The organism is Dietzia cercidiphylli (genome assembly GCF_039531545.1).
Taxonomy (GTDB): Bacteria; Actinomycetota; Actinomycetes; order Mycobacteriales; family Mycobacteriaceae; genus Dietzia; species Dietzia natronolimnaea.
In genome coordinates this window covers 90,016-104,685 of the sequence record NZ_BAAAQG010000002.1, presented here as the reverse complement: position 1 = coordinate 104,685, position 14,670 = coordinate 90,016, and the positions used below count along the sequence as shown (strand labels likewise).

The following is a 14,670-nucleotide window of genomic DNA, read 5'->3' as shown; positions in this document are numbered from 1 at the left end:
ACGCTCAGTCCTGACCCGGGGCCCTCCCACCGAGCTCCCTCTCGTAGACGACGTCGGTGTTGGACACGCCGCCCACGTCGAACGTGCGCGTTCCCCGTTCGGCGAACCCCTGCCTGGCGTAGAACCGGCGTGCCCTGGTGTTGGCCACGTTGGTGGCGAGCCACAGACTTCGCGCGCCCCTCCCGGCACACCTCCGGACGACGTCGTCGAGAACCAGGGCCGCGATGCCCGAACCGTGGTGGCCGGGGTCGACGTACAGCTTGCTGATCCCGACGGTGGGTCGGTGGAGGATCTGATCGGCGCAGGCCGGGTCCATCTCGATCCCGTCCACGAGGAGGGCGTATGCGGCGAGTCGCCCACCCGGCGTCCTGGCCGCGAGGAGTTCGTGCCCGGGGGTGACCAGATGGACACTCAGCGCGCCGGTGGAGAGATGCCGGGCGATGAAGGCGTCGATCGAGTCCCGGGGGAGATCCGGGGGACACGCCAGCGGGAACGTCCGGGCTGCCAGCGCGGCAATCGGGCCGAGATCTGCCGCGACTGCGGGTTCGACGGTGGGTTCGACGCTGGCGATCACCCCGTGAGACTAGCGGGGCGCGGGGATCAGGAATGCAGGTGCAGGTTCTCGGTCCCACCCACCCCTGACATCACCAGCCGTTCCGAGTCGTCTCCGCCTCCGAGGACCATAGTGACCTCGTAGGTGTCCGTGGCCGTGCGGCGCAGGTCGACGAGGATGCCCGTGGTGTGCCGGAGGTCGACGACCCGCCCCCGGACGTCCTCCAGGGAAATCGAGTCGACCGTCGCCGTGTGGGGCAGTCTGTGCGCAGTGGACATACCCCGATGATGAGTGATCCTCATCACGCGGCGAGCACGGGCACGTACCGAACAGGGAGCGATCCCGCCGAAATGCACGACGCCCCGGCGGTCAGCCGGGGCGTGTGTCGTGGTGCGCGATACTGGGATTGAACCAGTGACCTCTTCCGTGTCAGGGAAGCGCTCTCCCGCTGAGCTAATCGCGCGGGATTCACCGACCGGATCTCTCCGGCGTGGAGGTGGAGACGGGAATCGAACCCGTGTTGACGGCTTTGCAGGCCGCTGCCTCACCACTCGGCCACTCCACCGAAAAGGTATCGAGCCCGGTGAGGACTCCTGGCTCCTCGATCCCTCCGAGCGGATGACGGGATTCGAACCCGCGACCCTCACCTTGGCAAGGTGATGCGCTACCAGCTGCGCCACATCCGCACTGCTCCCCGGCTCGCTGTTGCTCACCGCGTTGCGAGAATGAACATTAGCCGACGCCGAACTTGGAACACAAATCGGGGGCCGGAAACCGGGTTCCACCTGCACGGACGCCCTGATCCGGGGTTCTGCGGCCCAGCGCGCACCGGCCCTCCGGACGCGTGTCGGCACGGTACCGGCACGGCACCGACACGGCTCCGGCGCCTCGCCGACCCCGAATTGGGGCCGCGGGTCCGGCTTGCTACAGTGTTCCGGTGCCGATCGAGAGATCGGGCCACGCGCGGTCCTATAGCTCAGCGGAAGAGCGCTCCGTTCACACCGGAGAGGTCACTGGTTCGAACCCAGTTAGGACCACACCGCACACGCAGCCTCCGCCCCGGTGACCGGGAGACGGGGGCTGCGTTCGTATCCGGGCCAGCCGGTGCGCCGAGTCAGTCCTGCCGTCCGGCGACAGCCTGCTCCAGGGCCTGGCCGAACACCTCGACGGGCTGTGCACCGCTCACGGCGAGCCTGCCGTCGAAGACGAAGAACGGCACTCCCTGCACCCCGATCCCACGGGCGGCCTCCACGTCTTCACGGACGCGCTCGCCGAACCCGTCCCGGACAGCATCTGGTCGACCGCGTCGGCGGGCAGCCCGGCCTCGACACCGATGCGCCTGAGGACCGCCGGATCCGAGAGGCGCTCGCCGTCGGTGAAGTGGGCGCGGCGCAACGCCTCGTCGATCTCGTCCGCCTTCTCGTGGTCTGCGGCCAGTGCCGCCAGCTGGTGGGCGTCGAAGGTCGAGGAGATCGTGGCGGACCGCCAGTCGAACTCCAATCCGAGTTCCCGGAACCGTCCCGCCATCTGTTCCTGCGTGGCCTCCGCCTCCGCCTGCGGCATGCCGTACTTGCGCGAGAGCATCTGTGCGCTGGACTCGTCGTCGCCGCTCCCGCCGTGCCGCGGCGCTGCGGGGTCGAGTTCGAAGGCCCGCCAGACCACCTCGACGTCCGTGTCGGGGTGGTCTGCCCGGAAGACCTCCAGTGCGGACTCCAGATGGCGTTTGCCGATCCAGCAGAAGGGGCAGACGACGTCGGACCAGATGTCTATGCGCATGGCGGGTACAACGGCCCGAGGCGGTCCGGGATTCCGCGAGGCGCCGGGTAGCATGAACCGGCCCAGGTCCGTCACCGGAGCTGGTGCGCCGTCACGGGTGACCCACGGTCACCCGTCATCCACTGCCGAGGAGATCGCCCCCCGTGTCCGAGAACCGCATGCCGGAAGCCGACGTCGACGCAACGGGTGCGGGCACCGTGACCACCACCGTCATTCCGGCGGGAGAGCCAGCGGGCAAGATCCTCGCCGAGCGGGAGTTGCAGTCGAAGAGCGGCCCCGAGACCGTCGTGGTGGTGCGCGACCCCGGTGGCGCGCTGCGCGACCTGTCGTGGGCGCCAGAGGCGGACACCGAGGTCGAACTCGTCCGCGCGGACACCGAGGACGGCAGGTCCGTCATCAGGCACTCCTGTGCACATGTGTTGGCGCAGGCCGTCCAGGACAAGTTCCCCGAGGCCAAGCTGGGGATCGGCCCGCCGATCGAGAACGGCTTCTACTACGACTTCGACGTGGCCGAGCCGTTCACTCCCGAGGACCTCAAGGACCTCGAGAAGCGGATGAAGAAGATCATCAAGTCGGGCCAGCGTTTCGCCCGGCGCGAGTACGCCTCTCTGGACGAGGCACGCGCCGAGCTCGCCGGCGAGCCGTACAAGCTCGAGCTGGTCGAGGACAAGGGCCGGGCGGACTCCGGCGACGCCGGGGGCGCCGAGGCCCTCGAGGACGCGGAGATCATGGAGGTCGGGGCCGGCGCACTGACCGCGTACGACAATCTCAACCCGCGCACGGGCGAGGTGGTCTGGTCGGATCTGTGCCGGGGCCCCCACACACCCACCACCAAGTTCATCCCCGCGTTCACCCTCACCCGCTCCTCCGCTGCGTACTGGCGCGGGGATCAGAAGAACGCCGGTCTTCAGCGCGTCTATGGCACGGCGTGGGAGAGCACGGAGGCGATGGACGCCTACCTCGATCGCCTCGCCGAGGCGGAGAAACGGGACCACCGCCGGTTGGGCACGGAGCTCGACCTGTTCAGTTTCCCGGACGAGATCGGCTCCGGCTTTCCGGTCTTCCACCCCCGTGGCGGGATCATCCGCAACGAGATGGAACAGCACTCCCTCAAGCGACACCTGTCCGCCGGGTACTCGCTGGTCAACACCCCGCACGTGACCAAGGGCGATCTCTTCCGGAAGTCCCAGCACCTGAGCTGGTACTCGGAGGGGATGTTCCCTCCCATGGTTCTAGACGCGGAGTACGACGCCGACGGCAGGGAGACCAAGCCGGGGCAGGACTACTACGTCAAGCCCATGAACTGCCCCATGCACAACCTGGTCTTCGACTCCCGCGGCCGCTCCTACCGCGAACTGCCGCTGCGGATGTTCGAGTTCGGCACGGTCTACCGGTACGAGAAGTCGGGCGTGATCCACGGGCTCACCCGCGCGCGCGGTTTCACCCAGGACGATGCCCACATCTACTGCACCGAGGACCAGATGGAGGGCGAGATCGCCTCCGTGCTGTCCTTCATCATCTCGCTGCTGCGCGACTACGGCCTCGAGGACTTCTACCTCGAGCTGTCGACCAAGGACCCCGAGAAGTACGTCGGCGGTGACGAGATCTGGGAGCGCGCCACCGAGACGCTCGAACGGGTCGCCACCAACTCGGGTCTCGAGCTGGTCCCGGACCCGGGCGGGGCGGCCTTCTACGGACCCAAGATCTCGGTCCAGGCGCGCGATGCGATCGGCCGGACCTGGCAGATGTCCACGGTGCAGCTCGACTTCAACCTCCCCGAGTTGTTCGACCTCACCTACAACGCCGCGGACGGCACCAAGAAGCGCCCGGTGATGATCCACCGCGCGCTCTTCGGGTCCATCGAACGGTTCTTCGCCGTCCTGCTCGAGCACTACGCGGGGATGTTCCCGGCGTGGCTCGCGCCCGTGCAGGTGGTGGGGATCCCGGTGGCCGAGGCCCACGAGAAGCACCTCGAGGACGTGATCGACGAACTCCGCGGCCGCGGGATCCGCGCCGAACTCGATCTCGCGGACGAGCGCATGCAGAAGAAGATCCGCAACCACACGACCGGCAAGGTCCCGTTCATGCTGCTGGCCGGCGACCGGGACGTCGAGGCGGGCGCGGTGAGCTTCCGGTTCCCCGACGGCACCCAGCTCAACGGGGTCTCCCGGAACGCCGCGATGGACAAGATCGTCTACTGGATCAACTCGCGGCGCAACGACGTGCCCACGGCGGAGCGGGTGTGACGCCCCGGGAACCGACCCCGACGGACGGGTACCGCCAGTACGGGGTGGGGGAGGATCGCCTGCAGCTGCTGTGGACCCCGTACCGGATGTCGTACATCGCCGAGTCGACGCCCGAGCCCGCCGAGGGTATGACCGGGGAGCCCTTCCTCGACATCCCCCGGATGAGCGACGAGGACGGCCTGATGGTCGCCCGTGGCGCCCATGTCTACGTGGTACTCAACCTGTACCCGTACAACCCCGGGCACGCCATGGTGGTGCCGTACCGCAAGGTGGCCGACCTGGAGGATCTCGACGACGACGAGGCGCGTGAGCTGATGTCGTACACCCAGCAGTTGATCCGGGTCGTCAAGGCCGTGTCCCGACCGGATTCGTTCAACGTGGGGCTCAACCTGGGCAGCGCCGCGGGGGGTTCGCTGTCGGATCATCTGCACCAACACGTCGTGCCGCGCTGGATCGGCGACGCCAACTTCATTACGGTGACCGGCGGAACCAAGGTGCTGCCCCAGTTGCTCCGTCAGACCCGACAACTGCTGGCCGAGGCGTGGTCGACCGTGCCCGGGCCCGACCACACCTGATTGCGGGGGAACAGATGCTGAGCGAGTTCGGAAGGTCGGGTGTCACCAAGGTGGCACACCCCTTCGCGACGTTCCTGGTCCGGATCGGGGTCACCGCGAACGGCATCACCCTGGCCGGGCTGGTGCTGACCTGTGCGGCGGCGGTCGCGCTCTTCGGCAACGGCCACCTGGTGGCAGGGGCGATCGTGATCGCCCTGTGCACCCTGCTCGACCTGGTCGACGGGGCGGTCGCCCGGGCGGGTCACGGCGGGTCCCCCTACGGCGCGCTGGTCGACGCGGTGTCGGACCGGGTGGCCGACGGTGTGATCCTCGCGTCCCTGCTGTGGTGGCTGGTGGACGCCGAACCGGACAACAGGTACGCGCTCGGCATGCTGCTGGCGTGCCTCGTGCTCTCCCAGGTCGTGTCCTACTCCAAGGCCCGCGCGGACGCCGGGGGTCTGCGCACGCCCGGCGGTCTGATGGAACGCGCCGACCGCCTCGTCCTGATCCTGCTCGGTGCCGGCCTGGAGGGTCTCGGCGTCCCCTGGGCCCTCGAGATCGCGATCACGGTGGTCGCGGTGGGCAGTCTCATCACGGTCCTCCAGAGGGTGTGGGGCGGACGGGCCGACCACCTCGGGCGGCTCGACCGTCTCGGGTCACCGACGGCGGGCGACCGATGACCCGGCTGGGCCAGCGGGCCTCGGACCTCGGGTACGCCGCGGGGTGGGCTCTGGTGCGCGCGCTCCCCGAACCGGTGGCACGGGCCCTGTTCCGGACCGGAGCCGACGTCGCCGCCCGACGTCAAGGGGAGGACTCCCAGCTCCGCAAGAACCTGTCCCGGGTCCTCGGGGTCGCCCCCGCGGAGGTCCCCGACGACCTCGTCCGAGACTCCTTCCGTTCCTACGCGCGCTATTGGCGGGAGGCGTTCCGTCTGCCCTCGATGGACCGCGAGGCCGTGGCCAGGGAGATGGACCGGACCATCGAGGGCGTCGACCACCTCGACGCGGCCCTGGCCCGGGGACGCGGGGTGATCGTGGCCCTCCCGCACTCGGCCAACTGGGATCTCGGCGGGACATGGCTGGCGCGGCGGTACGGCACCTTCGCCACGGTCGCCGAGAGGTTGCAGCCGGAATCCCTCTATCAGCGCTTCCTCGAGTACCGGGAGAGCCTGGGATTCACCATCTATCCGCACACCGGTGGCGCCACGCCGCCGCTCGAGGCACTCCGCGAGTTCCTCCGCGGGGGCGGCATCGTGTGCCTGCCCGGCGAACGGGACCTGCGTCGGACCGGCGTCCCGGTGACCTTCTTCGGTGAGACCACCCGGATGCCCGCAGGGGCTGCCAGGCTCGCCGTGGAGACCGGCGCGCCGTTCCTCGTGGCGCAGTTCTGGTATTCCGACGAGGAGACGATGCGGGTGCGGATCACCCCGCCCATCGACGTCTCCGGCGGAGTGGAGGCGGCCGTGCAGGCGATGGCCGACCTCTTCGCCGAGGGGATCGCCCGTCACCCGGCGGACTGGCACATGCTCCAACCCCTGTGGCTGGCCGACCTGTCCGCCGACCGTCGCGCGCGGATCGAGGGCTGATCGACTCGTGCGCATCGGCATGATCTGCCCCTACTCCTTCGATGCGCCGGGCGGCGTCCAGGCCCATGTGGTGGATCTGACCGAGGAGTTGCGTCGGCGCGGCCACTCGGTCCGGGTGCTCGCCCCCGGCCGCCCCGAGAACGCACCGGTCTCCGGGATGACGCTGACCGGCCCGGGGGTCCCGATCCCGTACAACGGGTCCGTGGCCCGGTTGAGCTTCGGACCCGCGGCCTGGCGGACCACCCGTCACTGGTTGCGCAGCGATCCGCTGGACGTGTTGCACATCCACGAACCCAACGCGCCGGGAGTCGGGATGTTCGCCCTGGCCATGTCCTCGGGACCCATCACGGCCACCTTCCACACATCCACCTCCGGCTCGATGATCCTCGGTGCCGCGGACGGCGCCCTCGCACCGCTCCTGGAGAAGATCCGCGGTCGGATCGCGGTGTCGACCCTCGCCCGGCGATGGCAGATGGAGGCCCTCGGGTCCGGCGCGGTGGAGATCCCCAACGGCGTGGACGTCGGCGCGTTCCGCGGGGTCGACGCGACGGCCGAGCGATCCGGTTCACCCACCGTGGCCTTCCTCGGGCGTTACGACGAACCGCGCAAGGGTATGGACGTTCTGGTCTCCGCACTCCCGGCCGTGCTGGAGGCCGTGCCCGACCTCCGGTTACGGATCATGGGGGACGGCGACGAGCGGGCACTGCGGGACCGGTTGCCGTCGGGCCTCGACGTGGACTTCCTCGGTCGGGTCGACGACACCCGCAAGGCCGCGGTGCTCGCGGCCGCGGACGTCTACTGCGCACCCAACACGGGTGGGGAGAGTTTCGGCATCGTCCTGGTGGAGGCGATGGCGGCCGGGACGGCCGTGGTGGCCTCCGATCTCGACGCGTTCCGCCGGGTCCTGGGAGACGGGGACTGTGGTGAACTCGCACCGGTGGGGGACCCCGGTGGCCTGGCCGCCGCCCTCGTCCGCGTGCTCGGCGACGACGGACACAGAGCCGATCTCTGCGCGCGCGCCTCCGAGGCGGTCCGGGAGTTCGACTGGCCGGTCGTGGCGGAGCGGGTGATCCGCGTGTACGAGACCGTCCGTGGACCGGGGGAGACCATTCGTGTCCGCTGAAGTGATCCTCGTCGTCGTCGCACTGGTCATCCTGGCGGTGACCGCCCTGCTCGCCGCCTACCTCACCGCACATCGTCTCGACAGGCTCCACATCCGGACGGATCTCGCCCGAGCCGCACTGATCGGCGCCCTGGAACGCCGCCACACGGTGACAGCCGCGATCGTCGCGGAGCTGGGCGGACGGGACCCTGCATCGGCGCAGCGGTTGTCGCACGCCCTGGCGCTGGCCCGCGCCCATCCGACCGACTCGGTCACCGGGACCGACCCCCGGCCCGACCCGGACCCGGCCCGGCCCGGCCCGCCCGCGGACGACGGTGCGCCGGACGCCGAGAGGGCGGAGAACACCCTCGGCACCCTGCTGGCCGGGCTGGACGTCGCCGTGCTGCCGGTCGACCTGGCCGCCGAACTCGAGGACGTGTCCGACAGGGTCGCGATGGCGCGGAGTTTCTACAACGACGCGGTCCGCGACACCAGGACCCTGCGCGAGAAGGGGACCGTCAGGGCGCTCCGACTCGCGGGGCGCGCCCCGATGCCCGACTACGTCGAACTCGTCGACCACCCACACGCGGGAGGCTGACCCGGCGCGGTGGGGCGGCGGTTGGGGAACCGAGGTCAGGGCGACCTACACTGGACGCCTACTACGAGTCATCGACGCCAGGAAAGGCCTATTTCGTGAGCGAGCCGCAGTCCACCGAGAACACCACCGGAACCGCACGCGTCAAGCGAGGTATGGCCGAGATGCTCAAGGGTGGCGTCATCATGGACGTCGTGACCGCCGAGCAGGCGAAGATCGCCGAGGACGCCGGCGCCGTGGCCGTCATGGCCCTCGAGCGGGTCCCCGCGGACATCCGCGCGCAGGGTGGTGTCGCCCGGATGAGCGACCCCGACCTCATCGACGGGATCATCGAGGCCGTCTCCATCCCCGTGATGGCCAAGGCCCGTATCGGCCACTTCGTCGAGGCACGGATCCTCCAGGCGCTCGGCGTGGACTACGTCGACGAGTCCGAGGTCCTCACCCCGGCCGACTACGCCAACCACATCGACAAGTTCGAGTTCACCGTGCCGTTCGTCTGTGGCGCCACCAACCTCGGCGAGGCGCTGCGGCGCATCACCGAGGGCGCGGCGATGATCCGCTCCAAGGGCGAGGCAGGTACGGGTGACGTGTCCAACGCCACCACGCACATGCGCAAGATCCGCCAGGAGATCCGCCGCCTGCAGAACCTGCCCGAGGACGAGCTCTACGTGGCCGCCAAGGAGCTCCAGGCGCCGTACGACCTGGTCAAGGAGGTGGCGCGCAACGGCAAGCTCCCCGTGGTGCTGTTCACCGCCGGCGGCATCGCCACCCCCGCCGACGCCGCGATGATGATGCAGCTCGGCGCCGAGGGCGTGTTCGTCGGCTCGGGGATCTTCAAGTCCGGCAACCCGTCCGAGCGCGCGAAGGCGATCGTCAAGGCCACCACCTTCCACGACGACCCGGAGACCCTGGCGAACATCTCCCGTGGCCTGGGCGAGGCCATGGTGGGCATCAACGTGGACGACATCCCGGAGCCGCACCGGCTCGCCGAGCGGGGCTGGTGACCCACCGGTGGCCAAGATCGAGGACATCCTCGCGATCGAGCGCATCGACCGCGATCTCTACCGCGGTCACCCGATCGAGACCCACCTGCAGCGCACCTTCGGCGGCCAGGTCGCCGGTCAGACCCTGACCGCCGCGGTCAGCACCGTCGACGACGACAAGCACGTCCATTCGCTCCACGGTTACTTCATCCGGCCGGGGATCCCGTCGGCTCCCACCGTCTTCCAGGTGGACCGGCTGCGGGACGGTCGGAGCTTCGCCACCCGGCGGGTCACCGCGATCCAGGAGGGCGAGCCCATCTTCTCGATGTCGGCCTCCTTCCACCTCCGCGACCAGGAGGGGATCGAGCATCAGGACCCGATTCCCGACGTGATCGACGCCGAGGAGATCCCCGCGCCGCGGTACGAGGACCTGGACGAGACCCACCGTGTCTTCGTGGACGAGTGGGCGCAGTGGGACATCCGGATGGTGCCGCCCGACAAGCTCCGCGGATCCTCGCAGATCGCCTCACAGCAGAGGGTGTGGTTCCGGTGCGTGGACGAACTGCCGGACGACCCCAACTTCCACGTGTGCACGCTCGCCTACATGTCGGACATGACCCTGCTGAGCTCGGCCAAGGTCATCCACCCCGATGAGCCCACCCAGGACGCCTCCCTGGACCACGCGATGTGGTTCCTGCGCCCGTTCCGGGCCGACGACTGGCTGCTGTACGACCAGACGTCCCCGTCCGCCTTCGGCGGCCGGGCCCTCACCCAGGGCCGCATCTTCGACCGGACGGGGCGCCTCGTCGCGGCGGTCACCCAGGAGGGGTTGTCGCGTCGCCTCCGGGAGGGGGCGCAGCCCTTCCCTGTGGACCTGTCGGGCACCGGGTCCGACCGCACCGCAGCCGCCCGCGGGGACGCCGGTTCCCGCGGGGACCACAGGTGAGCGCGGCGAATCGCCCCCGGATCGGCGTGCTCGCCCTCCAGGGCGACGTCGCCGAACACCTGCGCCACCTGGAGACCGTCGGGGCGGAGGCCGTCACCGTGCGCCGCCGACCGGAGCTGGACACGGTCGACGGGCTCGTGCTGCCCGGCGGTGAGTCGACCGCGATGAGCCGCCTACTGGACGTGTACGACATGTACCAGCCGGTGTCCGAGCGGATCTCGGGCGGGATGCCCGTGTACGGCTCGTGCGCGGGGATGATCCTGCTGGCCTCCGTGGTGCTCGACACCCGCCCGGACGCCACGTGGTTCTCCGCCATCGACATGACCGTCCGGCGCAACGCCTTCGGGCGGCAGGTCGACTCGTTCGAGGCCGACCTCGTCGTCGACGCCCTCGGCCCCGACCCGTTTCGGACGGTCTTCATCCGGGCACCGTGGGTGGAGACGGTGGGACCGGACGTCGAGGTACTCGCCGGCGTCCGCGCCTCGGACGGCGAGGATCACGTGGTCGCGGTGCGCCAGGGCAACGCCCTCGCGACCTCGTTCCACCCCGAGGTCACCGACGACGTGCGCGTCCATCGGTACTTCCTCGACATGGTCAGGGCGGCGACCTCGTAGAGTGGGCCGTCAGCGACACCCGTAAGTCACCCGGAGGTCATCCAGGCCTCACCCCAGACACCCCGGAGGGCGGAACTCCCCATGTCAGGCCATTCCAAGTGGGCCACCACCAAGCACAAGAAGGCGGCGATCGACTCCAAGCGCGGCAAGCTCTTCGCCAAACTCGTCAAGAACATCGAGGTGGCGGCCCGCACGGGTGGCGGTGACCCCGACGGCAACCCGACGCTGTTCGACGCCATCCAGAAGGCCAAGAAGAACTCGGTCCCGGGCGACAACGTCGAGCGCGCGCGTCGGCGTGGCGCCGGCGAGGAGGCCGGCGGCGCCGACTGGGAGACCATCATGTACGAGGGCTACGGCCCGAACGGCGTGGCGATGCTCATCGAATGTCTGACGGACAACCGCAACCGCGCGGCCATGGAGGTCCGGACGGCCATGTCCCGCAACGGCGGCAACCTGGCCGACCCGGGCTCCGTGGCCTACCTCTTCGCCCGGAAGGGCGAGATCGTCCTGGACAAGGGCGAGCTCGAGGAGGACGACGTACTCATGGCGGTCCTCGAGGCGGGGGCCGAGGAAGTCAACGACCTCGGCGATCGTTTCGAGGTGATCTGCGAACCCACCGACCTCGTCCAGGTCCGCACCGCGCTCCAGGACGCCGGGATCGACTACGACTCGGCCGAGTCGGGCTTCCGGGCCTCCGTCGAGGTCACCGTCGACGCGGAGGGCGCGGGGAAGATCTTCCGCCTGATCGACGCGCTCGAGGACTCCGACGACGTCCAGAACGTCTACTCGAACGTGGACATCCCCGACGACGTGCTGGCCTCCCTGGACTCCTGACGGCCGCGTCGCTGGTAGGGTCTCGAACGTAGGTTCTACCACTAGTCGGCGGAGGTTCGATGCGCGTCATGGGAGTGGACCCCGGGCTGACCCGGTGCGGTCTCGCGTTGATCGAGACGGCACCGGGCCGCGCCGTCACCGCTCTCGACGTGGACGTGGTGCGGACGAGTGCGGACGAACCGCTCGAGCGTCGCCTGCGGGCGGTGCACGAGGTGGCCGACGAGTGGATGGCCGTTCACCGGCCCGACGTGGTGGCCATCGAGCGTGTGTTCGCCCAGAACCAGGTGTCCACCGCGATGGGCACGGCGCAGGCGGCCGGGGTCGTGGCCATGGCCGCGGCGTACCGGGATATCCCGGTCGCGTTCCACACCCCCTCCGAGGTCAAGGCCGCCGTCACGGGCAGCGGTCGCGCCGACAAGAAGCAGATGACCCTGATGATCACGCGGATCCTCGGCCTCCAGAAGCCCCCGAGCCCGGCGGACGCCGCGGACGCCCTGGCGCTGGCGGTCTGCCACAGCTGGCGGGCGCCCATGCAGGGCCGGGTGGCCGCGCTCGACGCCCAGGTCTCGAGGTCACGGGCGGGGTTCCAGGCCAAGGTCGTCAAGGGCAGGGCGGCGGCCGCGACCGAGGCCGCCGACGCCGGCCGGGCGCGGGGTGGGACCGGCTCCGCCGATCAGGAACGCGCCCGGGCAGCGGCACGGGCGATGGCTCGAACGAAGGGAGTGCGCTGGTGATCGCCTCGATCAGGGGGAGGGTGGCCGAGATCGGTCTGGACCGCTGCGTGGTGGAGGCCGGCGGTGTCGGCGTCCTGGTCCATGCGACGCCGGCCGCGCTCGCGGGCCTGCGGCGGGGAGACGAGGGGACCCTGCACACCGAGTTGGTGGTGCGCGAGGACTCCCTGACCCTCTACGGCTTCGATTCTGTCGATGCGCGTCGCCTCTTCTCGACGGTCCAGACGGTCTCGGGCGTCGGCCCGCGTCTGGCTCTGGCCATCCTGGCCACTCTCGAACCCGAGCAGCTGGTGAGAGCGCTGGGGACCGAGGACGTCAAGGCGCTCACGCGGGTTCCCGGGGTGGGCAAGCGCACCGCCGAGCGGATGGTGCTCGAACTCAAGGACAAGGTCGGCCCGGTGCACGACACCGTGGGCGGCGGCGACGGTCCGGGGATGCCGGGTGGACCGGCGGCGACCGAGGTGGCCGGCGCACTCGAGGGACTGGGCTTCTCCGCCACGGAGGCGGAGAAGGCCGCGACCGCCGTCCTGTCGACCGCTCCGGACCTCGGCCCGGCGGAGGCCCTGCGGCTGGCGTTGCGTTCACTCGGTAGGCGCTGATGACGGGGCCGTACGGGCACGGGGACGAGGAGCCGTTCACGCCGGGGGCCGGTGACGGGGCGGAGGCCGAGTTGTCCGCGGCGTCGACCCCGTTCGACTCCGATGTCGAGGGCGCCCTGCGCCCGCGGAACCTGGGTGAGTTCATCGGGCAGGAGACTGTCCGCGAGCAGCTCGAGCTGGTGCTCACCGCGGCGACCCGTCGTGGTGTGGTCCCGGACCACCTGCTGTTCTCCGGGCCTCCGGGCCTGGGGAAGACCAGCCTCGCCATGATCGTGGCGGCCGAGCTCGGCGGGTCGCTCCGCATCACCTCCGGGCCCGCTCTCGAGCGGCCGGGGGATCTCGCCGCCATGCTCTCCAACCTCATCGAGGGTGACGTCCTGTTCATCGACGAGATCCACCGCATCGCGCGCCCGGCGGAGGAGATGCTGTACCTCGCGATGGAGGACTTCCGGATCGACATCATGGTGGGCAAGGGTCCGGGGGCCACCTCGATTCCCCTCGAGATCGCCCCGTTCACCCTGGTCGGGGCCACCACGCGGTCCGGAGCGCTCACCGGGCCGTTGCGGGATCGGTTCGGGTTCACCGCGCACATGGACTTCTACTCGGACGCGGACCTGGCGAGAATCGTGTCCCGGGCGGCCGAGATCCTCGAGATCCCCGTGGAGCCGGAGGCGGCGACGGAGATCGCCGGGCGGTCCCGCGGGACGCCCCGGATAGCCAACCGCCTGCTCCGTCGCGTGCGGGACTACGCGGAGGTCCGGGCGGACGGGCGGGTCACGGTCCCCGTCGCGCGCGCGGCACTCCGCGTCTACGAGGTCGACGAGTTGGGCCTGGACCGGCTCGACCGTGCGGTCCTGCGGGCGCTGCTGGTCCAGCACGAGGGCGGGCCCGTCGGTCTGAGCACGCTCGCGGTGGCCGTGGGGGAGGAGTCGAGCACCCTGGAGGAGGTCTGCGAACCGTTCCTCGTCCGTGCGGGGTTGCTCGCGCGCACCCCCCGGGGACGCGTGGCCACCGCGGCGGCATGGGAGCACCTGGGGCTGCGCCGCGCGAATCGCGACCCGGAGGAACCGATGCTCCCGGTCGAGACCGAGACGGGACCCGGCCCGCGCGGGTGACCACGGAGGTGGCATCCTCGAACGGGACCGGTCCGCCGCCCGGACCCGACACCTTCGGACCCCGACTCGACGGGTCCCGAACCGAGAGGACGCCGCATGGGACTGGAACTACTGCTGCCCGTCATGATCCTGGCGCTCATCGCGCTGATGTTCTTCCAGAGTTCCAAGCAGCGGAAGGCGATGAAGGACCTGCAGGAGATGCAGGCCTCCCTCGCGGTCGGCGATCAGGTGCTCACCACCTCGGGTCTGCACGCGACCGTGGTGTCGGTGGCCGAGGAGAGCCTGGTCCTGGAGATCGCCCCCGGCGTCCGGACGCAGTGGGACCGCAGGGTGATCCGCGAGAAGCTCGACCCCGGTACCTCCCCCGGGTCGGCCGCGGGGACGGACGGCGCTGGTTCCTGACGACCGCCTACCGGCGAGTAGTGTGATGGGGCCGT

18 protein-coding genes and 4 tRNA genes are annotated in these 14,670 nt (G+C 70.2%); 15 read left to right on the top strand and 7 right to left on the bottom strand.

The window, feature by feature from the left end; all coding sequences use genetic code 11:
• Positions 1-4: 4 nt before the first annotated feature.
• The 5 genes from ABD250_RS00525 to ABD250_RS00505 form a co-directional block, all read right to left on the bottom strand.
• Positions 5-574: a GNAT family N-acetyltransferase gene (locus ABD250_RS00525; protein ID WP_338404200.1), complete on the bottom strand. Its 570-nt coding sequence runs from the start codon at positions 572-574 to the stop codon at positions 5-7.
• 26 nt (positions 575-600) lie between these two features.
• Positions 601-831, bottom strand: coding sequence for a hypothetical protein (locus ABD250_RS00520; protein WP_179525389.1), 231 nt, complete (start codon positions 829-831; stop codon positions 601-603).
• A 110-nt stretch (positions 832-941) separates the two neighbouring features.
• A tRNA-Val gene (locus ABD250_RS00515) sits at positions 942-1,016 on the bottom strand.
• A 28-nt stretch (positions 1,017-1,044) separates the two neighbouring features.
• Positions 1,045-1,118: transfer RNA gene (locus ABD250_RS00510), tRNA-Cys, on the bottom strand.
• A 48-nt stretch (positions 1,119-1,166) separates the two neighbouring features.
• Positions 1,167-1,239: transfer RNA gene (locus tag ABD250_RS00505), tRNA-Gly, on the bottom strand.
• A gap of 279 nt (positions 1,240-1,518) precedes the next feature.
• On the opposite strand from ABD250_RS00505, the gene ABD250_RS00500 reads away from it, so the two are divergent.
• Positions 1,519-1,590, top strand: a tRNA-Val gene (locus ABD250_RS00500).
• 77 nt (positions 1,591-1,667) lie between these two features.
• On the opposite strand, the gene ABD250_RS00495 is transcribed toward ABD250_RS00500, so the two are convergent.
• Both ABD250_RS00495 and ABD250_RS00490 read right to left on the bottom strand, forming a co-directional pair.
• Positions 1,668-1,772 carry a hypothetical protein gene (locus ABD250_RS00495; RefSeq protein ID WP_338404199.1) on the bottom strand — a complete coding sequence of 35 codons (105 nt, stop codon included), beginning with the start codon at positions 1,770-1,772 and terminating at the stop codon, positions 1,668-1,670.
• Positions 1,736-2,329, bottom strand: coding sequence for a DsbA family oxidoreductase (locus ABD250_RS00490; RefSeq protein ID WP_277817598.1), 594 nt, complete (start codon positions 2,327-2,329; stop codon positions 1,736-1,738). Before ABD250_RS00490 ends, ABD250_RS00495 begins: the two co-directional genes overlap by 37 nt.
• Positions 2,330-2,487: 158 nt before the next feature.
• Here ABD250_RS00490 and thrS point away from each other — a divergent pair, with 158 nt between their 5' ends.
• The 14 genes from thrS to yajC all read left to right on the top strand — a co-directional run bounded on the left by thrS (position 2,488) and on the right by yajC (position 14,635).
• Positions 2,488-4,575 (top strand): threonine--tRNA ligase, encoded by a 2,088-nt coding sequence (gene thrS / locus ABD250_RS00485; RefSeq protein ID WP_182639283.1) that lies wholly within the window; start codon positions 2,488-2,490, stop codon positions 4,573-4,575.
• Positions 4,572-5,150: an ATP adenylyltransferase gene (locus ABD250_RS00480; RefSeq protein ID WP_182610602.1), complete on the top strand. Its 579-nt coding sequence runs from the start codon at positions 4,572-4,574 to the stop codon at positions 5,148-5,150. The genes thrS and ABD250_RS00480 overlap by 4 nt, the downstream gene beginning before the upstream one ends.
• A 14-nt stretch (positions 5,151-5,164) precedes the next feature.
• On the top strand, positions 5,165-5,809 hold the full coding sequence (gene pgsA, locus ABD250_RS00475; RefSeq protein ID WP_182658824.1) for a phosphatidylinositol phosphate synthase: 645 nt from the start codon (positions 5,165-5,167) through the stop codon (positions 5,807-5,809).
• The gene (locus ABD250_RS00470; RefSeq protein ID WP_179525385.1) at positions 5,806-6,714 is read left to right on the top strand and encodes a phosphatidylinositol mannoside acyltransferase; all 909 of its coding nucleotides are present in this window, start codon (positions 5,806-5,808) and stop codon (positions 6,712-6,714) included. The genes pgsA and ABD250_RS00470 overlap by 4 nt, the downstream gene beginning before the upstream one ends.
• A gap of 7 nt (positions 6,715-6,721) precedes the next feature.
• Positions 6,722-7,837: a glycosyltransferase family 4 protein gene (locus ABD250_RS00465; RefSeq protein ID WP_182610600.1), complete on the top strand. Its 1,116-nt coding sequence runs from the start codon at positions 6,722-6,724 to the stop codon at positions 7,835-7,837.
• Positions 7,827-8,414 (top strand): LemA family protein, encoded by a 588-nt coding sequence (locus tag ABD250_RS00460; protein ID WP_182645265.1) that lies wholly within the window; start codon positions 7,827-7,829, stop codon positions 8,412-8,414. Before ABD250_RS00465 ends, ABD250_RS00460 begins: the two co-directional genes overlap by 11 nt.
• 95 nt (positions 8,415-8,509) lie before the next feature.
• Positions 8,510-9,415: a pyridoxal 5'-phosphate synthase lyase subunit PdxS gene (gene pdxS, locus ABD250_RS00455; RefSeq protein WP_179525382.1), complete on the top strand. Its 906-nt coding sequence runs from the start codon at positions 8,510-8,512 to the stop codon at positions 9,413-9,415.
• Between the two features lie 7 nt (positions 9,416-9,422).
• Positions 9,423-10,340, top strand: coding sequence for an acyl-CoA thioesterase (locus tag ABD250_RS00450; protein ID WP_179525381.1), 918 nt, complete (start codon positions 9,423-9,425; stop codon positions 10,338-10,340).
• Positions 10,337-10,954, top strand: a complete 618-nt coding sequence (pdxT, locus tag ABD250_RS00445; RefSeq protein ID WP_182659206.1) for a pyridoxal 5'-phosphate synthase glutaminase subunit PdxT — start codon at positions 10,337-10,339, stop codon at positions 10,952-10,954. Before ABD250_RS00450 ends, pdxT begins: the two co-directional genes overlap by 4 nt.
• Before the next feature lie 81 nt (positions 10,955-11,035).
• Positions 11,036-11,788, top strand: coding sequence for a YebC/PmpR family DNA-binding transcriptional regulator (locus ABD250_RS00440; RefSeq protein WP_182659205.1), 753 nt, complete (start codon positions 11,036-11,038; stop codon positions 11,786-11,788).
• A gap of 59 nt (positions 11,789-11,847) precedes the next feature.
• Complete coding sequence (locus ABD250_RS00435; RefSeq protein WP_179525378.1) at positions 11,848-12,522, top strand: crossover junction endodeoxyribonuclease RuvC; 675 nt, start codon at positions 11,848-11,850, stop codon at positions 12,520-12,522.
• Positions 12,519-13,118 carry a Holliday junction branch migration protein RuvA gene (gene ruvA, locus ABD250_RS00430; RefSeq protein WP_182658396.1) on the top strand — a complete coding sequence of 200 codons (600 nt, stop codon included), beginning with the start codon at positions 12,519-12,521 and terminating at the stop codon, positions 13,116-13,118. Before ABD250_RS00435 ends, ruvA begins: the two co-directional genes overlap by 4 nt.
• Positions 13,118-14,233, top strand: coding sequence for a Holliday junction branch migration DNA helicase RuvB (ruvB, locus tag ABD250_RS00425; protein ID WP_206682188.1), 1,116 nt, complete (start codon positions 13,118-13,120; stop codon positions 14,231-14,233). The genes ruvA and ruvB overlap by 1 nt, the downstream gene beginning before the upstream one ends.
• A 96-nt stretch (positions 14,234-14,329) precedes the next feature.
• Positions 14,330-14,635, top strand: a complete 306-nt coding sequence (gene yajC / locus ABD250_RS00420; protein ID WP_179525376.1) for a preprotein translocase subunit YajC — start codon at positions 14,330-14,332, stop codon at positions 14,633-14,635.
• Positions 14,636-14,670: the final 35 nt, after the last annotated feature.

Bases quoted from the DNA above. Each gene is read 5' to 3' on its own strand.
- ABD250_RS00520 (WP_179525389.1), bottom strand. From the start codon at position 831: ATGTCCACTGCGCACAGACTGCCCCACACGGCGACGGTCGACTCGATT.
- ABD250_RS00490 (WP_277817598.1), bottom strand. From the start codon at position 2,329: ATGCGCATAGACATCTGGTCCGACGTCGTCTGCCCCTTCTGCTGGATC.
- thrS (WP_182639283.1), top strand. From the start codon at position 2,488: ATGCCGGAAGCCGACGTCGACGCAACGGGTGCGGGCACCGTGACCACC.
- pgsA (WP_182658824.1), top strand. From the start codon at position 5,165: ATGCTGAGCGAGTTCGGAAGGTCGGGTGTCACCAAGGTGGCACACCCC.
- ABD250_RS00470 (WP_179525385.1), top strand. From the start codon at position 5,806: ATGACCCGGCTGGGCCAGCGGGCCTCGGACCTCGGGTACGCCGCGGGG.
- ABD250_RS00440 (WP_182659205.1), top strand. From the start codon at position 11,036: ATGTCAGGCCATTCCAAGTGGGCCACCACCAAGCACAAGAAGGCGGCG.
- ABD250_RS00435 (WP_179525378.1), top strand. From the start codon at position 11,848: ATGCGCGTCATGGGAGTGGACCCCGGGCTGACCCGGTGCGGTCTCGCG.
- ruvB (WP_206682188.1), top strand. From the start codon at position 13,118: ATGACGGGGCCGTACGGGCACGGGGACGAGGAGCCGTTCACGCCGGGG.
- yajC (WP_179525376.1), top strand. From the start codon at position 14,330: ATGGGACTGGAACTACTGCTGCCCGTCATGATCCTGGCGCTCATCGCG.